11 protein-coding genes are annotated in these 11,844 nt (G+C 72.5%); 9 read left to right on the top strand and 2 right to left on the bottom strand.

Features of this window, described 5'->3' with window-relative positions; genetic code table 11:
- The first annotated feature begins 63 nt into the window (after nucleotides 1-63).
- The 6 genes from AB0C36_RS14270 to AB0C36_RS14245 all read left to right on the top strand — a co-directional run bounded on the left by AB0C36_RS14270 (nucleotide 64) and on the right by AB0C36_RS14245 (nucleotide 6,042).
- Entirely contained in the window at nucleotides 64-756 is a 693-nt protein-coding gene (locus AB0C36_RS14270) for a response regulator transcription factor (RefSeq protein ID WP_358353619.1), read from the top strand.
- A 117-nt stretch (nucleotides 757-873) separates the two neighbouring features.
- Nucleotides 874-2,340 (top strand): sensor histidine kinase, encoded by a 1,467-nt coding sequence (locus tag AB0C36_RS14265; RefSeq protein WP_358353522.1) that lies wholly within the window; start codon nucleotides 874-876, stop codon nucleotides 2,338-2,340.
- A gap of 97 nt (nucleotides 2,341-2,437) precedes the next feature.
- Nucleotides 2,438-3,109, top strand: coding sequence for a ribonuclease FAU-1 family protein (locus AB0C36_RS14260; protein ID WP_358353520.1), 672 nt, complete (start codon nucleotides 2,438-2,440; stop codon nucleotides 3,107-3,109).
- Nucleotides 3,110-3,174: 65 nt separating this feature from the next.
- Nucleotides 3,175-4,344 carry a MalY/PatB family protein gene (locus AB0C36_RS14255; RefSeq protein WP_358353518.1) on the top strand — a complete coding sequence of 390 codons (1,170 nt, stop codon included), beginning with the start codon at nucleotides 3,175-3,177 and terminating at the stop codon, nucleotides 4,342-4,344.
- Between the two features lie 139 nt (nucleotides 4,345-4,483).
- Nucleotides 4,484-4,993 (top strand): SigE family RNA polymerase sigma factor, encoded by a 510-nt coding sequence (locus tag AB0C36_RS14250; RefSeq protein WP_358353516.1) that lies wholly within the window; start codon nucleotides 4,484-4,486, stop codon nucleotides 4,991-4,993.
- Nucleotides 4,994-5,046: 53 nt separating this feature from the next.
- Entirely contained in the window at nucleotides 5,047-6,042 is a 996-nt protein-coding gene (locus AB0C36_RS14245; protein WP_358353514.1) for a hypothetical protein, read from the top strand.
- 66 nt (nucleotides 6,043-6,108) lie between these two features.
- Here the strand turns inward: AB0C36_RS14245 and AB0C36_RS14240 are convergent, their stop codons facing one another.
- Entirely contained in the window at nucleotides 6,109-7,014 is a 906-nt protein-coding gene (locus AB0C36_RS14240) for a hydrogen peroxide-inducible genes activator (RefSeq protein ID WP_358353512.1), read from the bottom strand.
- A 680-nt stretch (nucleotides 7,015-7,694) separates the two neighbouring features.
- Between AB0C36_RS14240 and AB0C36_RS14235 the strand changes: the two genes are divergently transcribed.
- Together AB0C36_RS14235 and ahpD are read left to right on the top strand one after the other, a co-directional pair.
- The gene (locus AB0C36_RS14235; RefSeq protein ID WP_358353510.1) at nucleotides 7,695-8,246 is read left to right on the top strand and encodes a peroxiredoxin; all 552 of its coding nucleotides are present in this window, start codon (nucleotides 7,695-7,697) and stop codon (nucleotides 8,244-8,246) included.
- Between the two features lie 3 nt (nucleotides 8,247-8,249).
- Nucleotides 8,250-8,780 carry an alkylhydroperoxidase, AhpD family gene (gene ahpD / locus AB0C36_RS14230; RefSeq protein ID WP_358353508.1) on the top strand — a complete coding sequence of 177 codons (531 nt, stop codon included), beginning with the start codon at nucleotides 8,250-8,252 and terminating at the stop codon, nucleotides 8,778-8,780.
- Nucleotides 8,781-8,963: 183 nt separating this feature from the next.
- Here the strand turns inward: ahpD and AB0C36_RS14225 are convergent, their stop codons facing one another.
- Entirely contained in the window at nucleotides 8,964-10,274 is a 1,311-nt protein-coding gene (locus AB0C36_RS14225; RefSeq protein WP_358353506.1) for a TetR/AcrR family transcriptional regulator, read from the bottom strand.
- A 219-nt stretch (nucleotides 10,275-10,493) separates the two neighbouring features.
- On the opposite strand from AB0C36_RS14225, the gene AB0C36_RS14220 reads away from it, so the two are divergent.
- A complete protein-coding gene (locus AB0C36_RS14220) occupies nucleotides 10,494-11,654 on the top strand; it encodes a steroid 3-ketoacyl-CoA thiolase (protein ID WP_358353504.1) in 1,161 nt (386 codons plus the stop codon).
- Nucleotides 11,655-11,844: the final 190 nt, after the last annotated feature.

Raw genomic sequence — 11,844 nt, 5'->3', positions numbered from 1 at the left:
CCGGCGGGGCCGCTCGGCGCGGCCGGACCGGCGGGCGCGCACCAGGAGTCCCCCCGCACCCATCTGCTGGTCGTCGACGACGAGCCCAACATCCGCGAACTACTCGCCGAGAGCCTGCGGTTCGCCGGGTTCAGTGTGGACTCGGCGGCGTGCGGCACGGAGGCGGTGGCCGCGGTCGCCGCGCGCCGCCCCGACCTGGTGGTGCTCGACGTGATGCTGCCGGACATCGACGGCTTCGAGGTGGTACGCCGGCTCCGGGCCGGCAGCGCCCGCCCGCCCGTCCTGTTCCTGAGCGCCCGCGACGGGGTGGGCGACAAGGTGACCGGTCTCAGTCTCGGCGGCGACGACTACGTCACCAAGCCGTTCAGCCTCACCGAGCTCATCGCCCGCATTCAGGCCGTCCTCCGGCGCAGTGGCGCCGACGCCGGCACCGCGGACGGCCGCCTTGTCGTCGGCGACCTCGAACTCGACCCCGAAGGTCATGAGGTGCTGCGCGGCGGACGGCCGGTGTCGCTGTCGCCGACCGAGTTCAAGCTGCTGCGCTACCTGATGGTCAACGCCGGGCGGGTCGTGTCCAAGGCGCAGATCCTCGACCACGTGTGGCGCTACGACTTCGGCGGCGACATGAGCATCGTCGAGTCGTACATCAGCTACCTGCGCCGCAAGATGGACGGCGGCCGGCCGCGGCTGATCCACACTGTCCGCGGGGTGGGGTACGTCCTGCGCAAGCCGCCCGCCGACCCCGGTCCGGGCTGAGGAGTGGCAACGGCGGCCGGTGGCACCGGTGTTCCGGACCCGATCCGGGCCGACACGCGTGGCCGGGCCGGGCGGCCGGGACGGCTGTCGCTTCGTGCCCGCGTCGTCGCGATCGCGATGACGCTGGTCACGGTCGCGCTCGTGGTCACGCAGACGGTACTGCTCGGCGTGCTCGACCGCTGTCTGACCGACCAGGTGGACCGCCAACTGCGGCAGGCGGCCCATGTGTTGGCGCTCCGGCCGATGGAGCCGGGCGCGGCGGCTCCCTCCCTGTCGCCCTCCGCGTCGCCGTCGGAGATACCGGAGATACCGGAGAGGCGGCTGCGCACGCCGAACGGGCTGCCGAGCCGGATTGTGGCGACGTACCTCACCCTGGACGGCGCGGTCGTCCGCCACGTCCGGGCGCCCGGCGCCGAGGACGAGGCAGGGCCCCGCCTGCCGGTGCTGGGCCGGTCGGAGGTGGCCGGCCGGGACCGCAAGGCGTTCACCACCGGGGCCGCACCGGGCGGCGACGGCCGGTACCGGGTGGTCGCCGTACCGCTGGACGACGGCACCGGAACGGTGGTCGCGGCGCAGACGCTGCGCGACGTGGACGCCGCGGTGCGGCGTATGCGCAACGTCTGCCTGGGGCTGGGAGCCGGCTGCCTCGTCGTGCTCGCGTCCGCCGGGTGGTTCGCGGTGCGCGCCGGGCTGCGTCCGCTGCGTCGGATCGAGCTGACCGCGGCGGCCATTGCCGCGGGCGACCTGTCGCACCGCGTGCCGGCGGCCGCGCCCGGCACGGAGATCGGACGCTTGTCCGCCGCCCTGAACGGCATGCTGGCGCAGATCGAGACCGCGTTCGAGGCGCGGGCCCGGTCGGAGGCCCGCATGCTGCGGTTCGTCGCCGATGCGGGCCACGAACTGCGCACCCCGCTGTCCAGCGTGCGCGGGTTCGCCGAACTCCACCGGCTCGGCGGCCTCCGCGAACCGCACGAAGTCGCCCGCATGATGCGCCGGATCGAGGACGAGGCGGCCCGCATGGGCGGCCTCGTCGAGGACCTCCTCCAGTTGGCCCGCCTGGACGAGCAGCGCCCGCTCCGCCGCGATCCGGTCGACCTGCGCATGCTCGCCGCCGACGCACTCGACGACATCCGCAGCCTGGCCCCGGACCGGCCGGTGTCGCTCACCGGGCCGGACGGCCGGCCCGCCCGGCCGACCGAGGTCCTCGGCGACGAGCCGCGCCTGCGGCAGGTCGTCGCGAACCTCGTGGCCAACGCCCTGCGCCACACCCCCGACGGCACGGCCGTCGACCTCACCGTGGGGCTGCTGCCCGACGGGACCGCGCTGTTCGAGGTCCGCGACCACGGCGACGGCCTGTCGGAAACGGACGCCAAGCGCGTCTTCGAGCGCTTCTACCGGGTGGACTCCTCGCGCAGCCGGGGCAACGGCGGCGGCTCGGGGCTCGGCCTCGCCATCGTCGCCGCGCTCGTCCAGGCGCACGACGGCACCGTCACCGCCGATTCCGGCCCCGGGGCGGCCTTCCGCGTCCTCCTTCCCGCCCCCGCGTCCGACCCGGCCGCGTCGCCCACGCGCACACCCGGGTGAATTTTCCGCCCGGCAAAGGCTCAAAGGCAGGCAAAACCCAAAGTGAACGGTTGGCGGAACGGCTCCGACCCGCCCGCGCACGCCGTAACATCCGGGCATGACGGAGGCCGACGACGCGCAGCGCGGTCCGGCGTCGGCGGCGTGGGCCCCCGGCGACCAGATCCTCTGGCGCTATCTCAGGAACGGGCGGGTCCTCGACTGCCGCCCGGTGACAGTCGTACGAGACGACCCCGACCAGCTCGCGGTCTGGCTCGCCGGCGGCACCCGGCGCGTCAAGCCGGTGCTCCCGGACGGCTCGGACGTGCGCACCGCCCCGCTCGGCAACCGCTTCCGGCTCGGCCTCGTGCCGGCCGTCCAGGAGTGGTTCGGCGGCGGCGTGCTCATGCTCGCCCGGCCCGACGAACCGTGGTCGGTGTGGCTGTTCTGGGGCCAGGACCGGCGTCTGAACGGCTGGTACGTCAACCTCGAACGCCCCCGCGAGCGCTGGTCCGGCGGGGTGGACACCGAGGACCTGGTCCTCGACGTGTGGGTGACACCGGACCGCCGCTGGCACTACAAGGACGAGGACGAGTTGGCCGCGTCCCGCGAGGCCGGGCGCTTCACCGACGCCGATGTGGACGCCATCTACGCGAGCGGCCGCCGAGCCGTCGACGTGGTCAAGGCCTGGGGCCCGCCGTTCTGCGACGGCTGGGAGGACTTCCGCCCGGACCCCGCGTGGCCGCTGCCCGACCTGCCGGACGGCTGGGACCTGCTGCCGAGGACGGCCTGACCGAAAGGGCGCTTTCCGGCCCACCGGCCGCGACCCGGGCGACCCGCGGCATGCAGACTATGCCTATGCACGACGATGTGGACATATCCGCGCTGAGGCGCCGCCGGACGGTCAAGTGGCGGGCCGTCGAGGACGACGTGCTGGCCGCCTGGGTGGCCGAGATGGACTTCGCGGTGGCCGCCCCGATCCGCGAGGCCCTGCTCGACGCGGTCGGCCGCGAGGACTTCGGCTACCCGGACGACGACGCGGGGACCGGGCTGCCGGAGGCGTTCGCGGCCTTCGCGGCCCGCATGTGGGGCTGGCACGTCGACCCCTCCCGCGTCGGCCTGGTGCCCGACGTCGTGCGCGGCATCGAACTGGCCCTGGAGGCGTTCTCGCCGAGCGGCACGGGCGTGGTGGTCCCGGTCCCGGCGTACCCGCCGTTCTTCGAGATCGTCGAGCGCTCCGGACGGCCGCTCGTGCCGGTGCCGCTGACCACCGCCGAGGTGCCGGGCGACCGGCCGATCCTGGACATCGACGCCATCGGGCGGGCGCTCGCGGGCGGAGCGCGCACGGTGCTGCTGTGCAACCCGTACAACCCGGTGGGCCGCGTGTTCACCCGTCCGGAGCTGCTGGAGCTGGCCGGGATCGTGGACTTCCACGGCGCGCGGGTGATCTCCGACGAGATCCACGCCCCGCTGGTGATGCCGGGCGAGACGCACATCCCGTACGCCTCCATCCACCCGTCCGCCGCCGCGCACAGCGTCACCGTGACCTCGGCGTCGAAGGCGTGGAACCTCGCCGGGCTCAAGTGCGCGCAGGTGGTGCTCGGCGACGCGGGGACGGCCGCCACATGGTGGGCGCTGCCGTTCATCGCGCGCAGCGGGGTGACGACGCTCGGGATCGCGGCGCAGATCGCGGCGTACGACCACGGTGGCCCGTGGCTCGCGGACACCATCTCCTACCTGGACGCCAACCGCCGGGCGCTGGCCGACGCGGTCGCCACGCGCATGCCGCAGCTCACGCACCGCATGCCGGAGGGCACGTACCTCGCGTGGCTGGACTGCCGTGCCCTCGGACTGGCCGACCCCGCCTCGTTCTTCCTGGAGAAGGGCCGCGTCGCGCTGTACGACGGGCGGCGGTTCGGCGACGTGGGCGAGGGGTTCGTGCGGCTCAACATCGCGACGTCGCGCGGCATCCTCGACGAGATCACCGGCCGGATGGCGGGCGCGCTGGACGCCGCGACGCGGCGCTGATCCCGGGCTGAGGCCGCCTGCCGCGCCGCCTCGGCCGGCCGCATCGGCCAGGCCGCACGGACCGGACGGCCTCGGCGCGGACTGCAACCTTCCCCCGACTTGTCGGCTCCTACCCGGGTGAGAGCAGACAGGGGGACGCATGGACCGACAGCGGGACTTCACCGAGTACGTCCACGCAAGACAGGACCGCCTCTTCCGCACCGCGTACCTGCTGTGCGGCGACCGCGACCGGGCCCAGGACCTCGCGCAGTCGACACTGGCCCGGCTGTTCCGGCACTGGCGGCACGCGCAGCGCGCGGACAGCGTCGACGCCTACGCCCGGGCCGTGATGGTGCGCATCCATCTGAACGAGCAACGCCGTTCGCGCCACGAGCGCGAACTGCACGAACGCATCGACCCGCCGACCCCGCCGGACCGCCCGGAGGTGCGGCTCACCATCCTCGACGCACTGGCGCAACTCGCCCCGAAGGCCCGTGCCGTCGTGGTGCTGCGCTACTGGGAGGACCTGAGCATCGAGACGACGGCCGAGCTGCTCGGTTGCAGCGAAGGCAACGTCAAGAGCCAGTCGTCGCGCGCGCTCGCGCGGCTGCGCGAACTCCTGCCCGAACACATGCTGGCGGCCACCGAGCCGTCCCCGCACGACTTCTGACGTTCCGTCAACCGGTTCCCGGGCCCCGCCGCGCCCGGATGCGGAGGACCACCATGCAGCAGGACGAACAAATCCGACTTCTCCTCATCGAGGCCGTCGACGACCTCGGCCCCACGCCCGACCTCACCCCGCACGCGCTCAAGGCGGGCAGGCGCTCGCTGGCACTGGCACGTGTGCGTACCGGCGCGATCTCGGTCGTCGCCGCCGCGGCCGTGCTCACACCCGCCGTCGTGGTGGCGCCGTGGTGGAACGACGCGACGGGGGCGGCCGCGACGTACCAGGCGTCGATGCCCCTGCACCCGCGGGCCTGGCCCGCGGACTCGCCGCTGGAGGCGCCGACGGCGGCGTTCCCCGTCGTGGCGGGCGACCCCGTCGAAGGCGAGCCGGAGCTCGACGACGACCAGCGCCAGGTCCAGTACGCGTTCAAGCAGAAGGCCGCGGAGATCTTCACGTCCGTGTTGCCCGCCGGTTGGGGCGACATCGCACTGACCTACCGGTCCCTCAACGGCTACGCGCTCACGACGCCGCAGGGAGTGCTCCGGCTCACGTTCATGGGCACGCCGATCCCGCCGGGGGTCGACCGGGAGGCGTCGTACCCGACGACGTGCCCGCCGCCCGACGGCGTCAAGGTCCGTGCGGGCGACTGCCTTTCCACGACGCTTGCCGACGGCACGGGTGTCCTCGTACGCAGGTCGGGCGGGTACGACGAGGCCGGCGCGCCGACCGGGCCGTCGAACTTCTCGGCGCAATTCGTGCGCGGCGACTTCGTGTTCTCGCTCGACGTCGAACCCGACCGCGTCCGACCCGCCCCGACCGTGCCCACGGCCACGCAGGTGCTGGACATCGCGAAGAACGCCGACGTGGTCCGGCTCGCCGACTTCTGGGCGAGGTACCCGCGTCTCATGGACGACGGCTACCCCGACACCGCCGTGAACGTCACGCTCACCCCGGCCGCCGTGTCCCCGAGCCCGAACGCCGCCGACGCCACGGTGCACGTCTCCGATTCGCCCGTCTGGTTCGTCGTCACCTCTGGCGCCGGCAAGCGGTAGCGCCATCCGTACGAACGGGCCGTTCCCACCGCGGAACGGCCCGTTCGGCGTCCCGTGCCGGGAGGCTCACCCGACGATGCGGACCGGCAGTCGGGCCAGCGCCCCGCGCAGCGACTCCGCCAACTGCCCGAACTCCGCCGCCCGTCCGGTGCTCGCGCGCATCACCAGTCCGACGCGGCGGGAGGGGGCGGGCGCCGCAAAGTGCGCGACGGCCAACTGCGAGCCGGGGCGCGTCTCCACGGTGATCGCCGTCTCCGGCAGGAGCGTGACGCCCAGCCCGCCCGCGACGAGCTGCACGAGCGTGGGCAGGCTCGTGGCACGCGTCGCACCCGCCTCCGCTGCGCCGACCTCGCGGCACACGTCGAGCGCCTGGTCGCGCAGGCAGTGGCCTTCGTCGAGGAGCAGCATGTCGAGGTCGCGCAGGGCCGAGCGCGGCACGTCGGAGCGTCCGGCCAGCGCGTTGCCCTCGGGGACGACGAGGGTGAAGTCCTCGTCGTACAGCGGAATCTCGTCGACGCCGGAGGCCCCCGCGGGGAGCGCGAGCAGAAGCAGGTCCAGGCGTCCGGAGGCAAGGCCGTCGAGGAGCGAGTGGGTCTGCTCCTCGTGCACGTACAGATCGAGTTCGGGGTAGTCGTCGCGCACCAGGCGCAGCAGTGTCGGCAGCGTGTACGGGGCCACCGTCGGGATCACCCCGAGGTGCAGCGGCCCGGTGAACGGTCGCCGTGCGGACTCCGCCTCGTCGACCAGGTCGTCCAGCGCGTCGAGCACTCTCCGTGCATGCCGGGCGACCCTCTCGCCGGCCGAGGTCAGCAGGACGCGCCGCGTGGTGCGTTCCACGAGCTGCGCCCCGAGCGTCTCCTCGAGCGCCGCCACCGCGCTGGACAGAGCCGGCTGGCTGGTCCCGACCACCACCGCCGCGTCGCGGAAGTGCAGCGTGTCGGCGACCGCCGCGAAGGCCCTGAGCTGGGCCACTGTGGGGGTGCGCGTACTGATGACTACTCCTTGGCAAATGATCGGCAACAGTTTATGACACCCGACACGGGGAGCCGGGCCGAGCGGCAGCCCGGTTATTTGTCGGGATTTTGCGGACGATTAGTCGCTGCCGATATGACTTCTTCGTCAACCTTACGGCCGCAACGGCCTGCCGGATTCACCGACCGACCGGGCGGACTTCGTGCCATCCCCCGGCTGACCTCGGTGTTGCGGCCCCGCTGGGCGCCCGGAACAGCTCGCACACAGCCTCCCCGACGTGCCGGACCGAGGGCGCTCAACGCGGCGCGCGGTAATTCCGGATCTGCCTCGTCCACCGCCGACCTTCCAACACCTTCGGGGAATTTTGTGATTGCGGACTTCAGATCAGGACGCCGGTTGAATTCGGGGCGCATTGACGCCCTCTCCCCCGACCGGCTTCACCACGACGAGTATGCAACCGCCGCGCCCAGGCGTACTCTCGACGGCCGGTGCGGCGTGCCCTCGGGGCACGAGGCCGCGCGGTCGGCGTCGGCCCGACGAGCCGCTCACTGATAAGGGTTGGCTATCAACGGTTGTTGACTTGGCTATTTCCCTGATCAATGCCGCGTGTGGCACCTTGATCGAGTACGTCCGACCGGGGCCCGCACGGCTGCCCCGGGCACCATCGCGGAGGAGACCCAGTGCTTACTGTCGGTAACCAGTTCCCCGAGTACGACCTGACCGGCGTCGTGTCGATCGATGCGGACAAGGCGTTCGAGCAGATCACGCACAAGTCGTACGACGGCAAGTGGCGGGTCGTGTTCTTCTGGCCGAAGGACTTCACCTTCGTCTGTCCGACCGAGATCGCCGCGTTCGGCCGTCTCAACGAGGAGTTCGCGGACCGCGACGCGCAGGTCCTCGGCGTCTCCACCGACTCGGAGTTCGTCCACCTGGCCTGGCGTAAGGACCACCCGGACCTGACCGACCTGCCGTTCCCGATGCTGAGCGACCTCAAGCGCGAGCTGGCCGAGGCCTGCGGCGTGCTGAACGCCGACGGTGTCGCGGACCGCGCGGTCTTCATCGTGGACCCGAACAACGAGATCCAGTTCGTGATGGTCACCGCGGGTTCCGTGGGCCGCAACCCCGACGAGGTCCTGCGGGTCCTCGACGCGCTGCAGACCGACGAGCTGTGCCCCTGCAACTGGCAGAAGGGCGGCGAGACGCTCGACGCCGCCGCGCTGATGGCGGGCTGACCCATGGGTCTGGACGTCCTGAAGGCCGAACTGCCGGAGTTCGCCAAGGACCTGAAGCTCAACCTGGGCTCGGTCGTCGGCAACTCCAAGCTTCCCGAGCAGACGCTCTGGGGCACCGTGCTGGCCTGCGCGATCGCCTCGCGCAGCCCGAAGGTGCTGCGTGAGCTGGAGCCGGAGGCGAAGAGCCACCTCTCCGAGGAGGCGTTCAACGCCGCCAAGGCCGCCGCGGCCATCATGGCGATGAACAACGTGTACTACCGGTCCATGCACCTCATCGGGGACCCCGAGTACGGCAACCTCCGTGCCGGCCTCCGCATGAACGTCATGGCCAACCCGGGCGCGCCGAAGACCGACTTCGAGCTGTGGTCGCTCGCGGTCTCCGCGATCAACGGCTGCGGCCGGTGCCTGGAGTCGCACGAGCAGGTGCTCCGCAAGGAGGGCGTGCCGCGCGAGACGGTCCAGGAGGCGATCAAGATCGCCGCGGTGCTCAACGCGGTGGGCGTCACCCTGGAGTCCGAGGCACAGCTCGGCTGACACGCGCCGCGTCGCACGCGACGTCGCACGCAGCATCGGATGACCGCCGACGGGCGGTACGCACGGCCGAACCCGGCCGTGCGTACCGCCCGTTCGCATTCCCGCGCACGCGCGGCCCGTCAACCGGTCAGCCCGTCAGCCCGTCGGCCGGTCGGCCGGTCGGCCGGTCGGCGAGGACGCCGGTCAGGCGCGCCGGGCACCCATGCCGCCGAGCACGATCTCCTGGTACAGCCCCGCCACGTCGTGCACGCCGAGTCCGCGGTACGCCCCGCTGCTCGTCGAGATCGCGGTACGCACCACCCGCTGCACGAACCCCGGGTCGAGGTCTGTCCGGAACTCCGCCGAGCGCATTCCGTCCACCAGCGCCCGCGTCCACACGCCCTCGACCGCGCCCAGCAGCCGGTACAGCTCCGACTGCGGCACCTCCTCGGTCCCGCGCTCGTTGAGCAGGATCACCGAGGCGACCCCGTGCCCGGCCAGGGCCTCCACGGTCCGGGCGACCAGCCCCTCGAGCCGCCGGGTCGGCGCCGGCCGGGCGACGGCGTCCTTGTCGAAGGCCGCCAGCAGTTCCTGGAAGAAGCCGGTCAGCATGTGCGCGAGCAGGCGTTCCTTGCTGCCGATGTGGTGCGCGAGGCTGCCCACCGGCACTCCGGCGAGATCCGCGATCTGCCGCGTGGTGGTGACCGTGTAGCCCTGCTGCGCGAAGAGCAGCCCGGCCGCATAGCCGATGCGCATGCGTGCGCCGGCGCCCTCCGGGAGCAGCCGCGCCAGCCGGGCGCGCGGTGCCTCGTTGTCGTCCGGGCCGATGCCGACCGCCGGGGTCGCCGGGCGGGCGTTGCCGAGGATCGGGCCGAGCGGGCGCGACCGATAGGTGCCGGGCTTGGCGATGCCGCGGACGAAGAGGTCGACCAGCAGGCCGGACGCCTCGTCCGGGTCGTACCGCCCGCCGCCGCGGTACCACTGCGCCATCGCCCACACGCCGGTCTGCACGAGGTGTGCGGTGACCTCCGGGCGCAGGTCCGGGCGCAGCACACCCGCGCGTACCCCGTCCGCCATCACCGACCGCCACATCGCGCTGGTCTGCGCGGTGCGCTCGGACAGCCAGCGGAAGCGTTCCGTCTGGGCCAGCCGACGGCACTCGGCCACCACCACGATCGACGCCTCGGGGTGCTCCGCGACGACCGTCAGGCTGCCGCGGATCAGGCCACGCAGAGCGACGATCGGATCATCGGTCGCGGCCAGTGTCGCGCGATGCCGCTGCAGCGCGCCGGCGAAGAAGTCCTCGAGGATGTCGAGCAGCATCGCCTCTTTGGACGGAAAGTGGTGGTACAGGCTTCCCGACAACAGCTGTGCGGCGTCCGCGATCTGACGGACCGTCGTGGCGCCGTACCCCTGGCGGGCGAACAGCGCGCACGCGTGCCGCAGGATTTGCGAACGGCGGTCCGCGGGCCTGGAATGCGCCTGCGACCCCCCGCGAGCCCCGTCGTCGTTCACGCTACGAAGCGTAATCGCAGAGCGGACATACGCCACTCGTGACCCACGGTCAGTTCCATCAACACTGGTCACCGCGTATCACACGAACACCAAGAGTTACATCCATGGGGCTTGTCCAGGCGGCCCGCTCGCCGTACCGTGAGCTGGCATATCCTTGACCAAGTCATAGAACCCCGGTCATGGCACCGAAGACCTGGCGACAACGCGAAGGAGCGCAGCGTGGGCAACCCCGTCATCGTCGAGGCCGTACGCACCCCCATCGGCAAGCGCAACGGCCATCTCGCCGGGCTGCACCCGCTCCAGCTGCTGAGCAAGGCGCAGCTCGCGGTCGTCGAGCGGTCCGGCATCGACCCCCAGCTCGTCGACCAGGCGATCGGCGGCTGTGTCACGCAGGCCGGCGAGCAGTCCGGCGACATCGTGCGCCACGCGTGGCTGTACGCGGGCCTCCCCCAGCGCACCGGCGGCACCACCATCGACTGCCAGTGCGGTTCGGCGCAGCAGTCGGTCCACCTGGTCGCGGGCCTGATCGCGGCCGGTGCCATCGAGGTCGGCGTCGCGTGCGGCATCGAGTCGATGAGCCGCAACCCGCTCGGCCACACCCAGAAGCCGGGCCAGAAGTCGAAGCCCGACGACTGGTCGATCGACCTGCCCGACCAGTTCACCGCCGCCGAGCGCATCGCCAAGAACCGCGGCATCACGCGCGCCGACGTCGACGCGCTGGGCGCCCGCTCGCAGGCCAACGCCAAGCGCGCGTGGGACGAGGGCCGCTTCGACTCGCAGGTCGTCGCGGTCGAGGCGCCGGTGCTGGACGAGGAGGGCAAGCCGACCGGCGAGACCCGCACCGTCACCACCGACCAGGGCCTGCGCGAGACCACCGTCGAGAAGCTGGCGAACCTCAAGCCGGTGGTCCCGGACGGCATCCACACCGCGGGCAACTCGTCGCAGATCTCCGACGGCGCCGCCGCGGTCATGCTCATGGACGAGGACAAGGCCCGCGAGCTGGGCCTGCGCCCGCGCGCCCGGATCGTCGCGCAGTGCCTGGTCGGCTCCGACCCGTACTTCCACCTGGACGGCCCGAACGACGCCACCGAGCGCCTGCTCAAGCGGTCCGGCATGAAGCTGTCCGACATCGACCTCTACGAGGTCAACGAGGCGTTCGCGTCCGTCGTCCTGTCCTGGGCGCAGGTGCAGGGCGCGGACCCGGACCGGCTCAACGTCAACGGCGGCGCCATCGCCCTCGGCCACCCGGTCGGCTCGACCGGCGCCCGGCTGCTGACCACCGCGCTGCACGAGCTGGAGCGCACCGGCGGCAGCACCGCGCTGGTGACCATGTGCGCGGGCGGCGCCAACGCGTCCGGCACGATCATCGAGCGCATCTGACCGCTGCGGATCTGATGCGCAGCTGACCGAGCGCAGCTGACCGGCGCCGGGCGCCCGTCCGGCGAGCGTTCGGCGGACCGTACGGCAGGCAGAGACACCCGGGCGGGGCCCGCGGGATCCGATCGGATCCCGCGGGCCCCCGCGGCGGCGCGGGGGGCCACCCGCCGGATACCGCGGGGGGCGCCCCGAG

This window comes from Streptodolium elevatio, assembly GCF_040649515.1.
GTDB lineage: Bacteria > Actinomycetota > Actinomycetes > Streptomycetales > Streptomycetaceae > Yinghuangia > Yinghuangia elevatio.
This window is presented reverse-complemented; position numbering and strand designations above follow the sequence as displayed.

Excerpts from the sequence above, each read along its gene's own strand:
- AB0C36_RS14265 (WP_358353522.1), top strand. The coding sequence starts at position 874 with ATGACGCTGGTCACGGTCGCGCTCGTGGTCACGCAGACGGTACTGCTC.
- AB0C36_RS14260 (WP_358353520.1), top strand. The coding sequence starts at position 2,438 with ATGACGGAGGCCGACGACGCGCAGCGCGGTCCGGCGTCGGCGGCGTGG.
- AB0C36_RS14250 (WP_358353516.1), top strand. The coding sequence starts at position 4,484 with ATGGACCGACAGCGGGACTTCACCGAGTACGTCCACGCAAGACAGGAC.
- AB0C36_RS14255 (WP_358353518.1), top strand. The coding sequence starts at position 3,175 with ATGCACGACGATGTGGACATATCCGCGCTGAGGCGCCGCCGGACGGTC.
- AB0C36_RS14245 (WP_358353514.1), top strand. The coding sequence starts at position 5,047 with ATGCAGCAGGACGAACAAATCCGACTTCTCCTCATCGAGGCCGTCGAC.
- ahpD (WP_358353508.1), top strand. The coding sequence starts at position 8,250 with ATGGGTCTGGACGTCCTGAAGGCCGAACTGCCGGAGTTCGCCAAGGAC.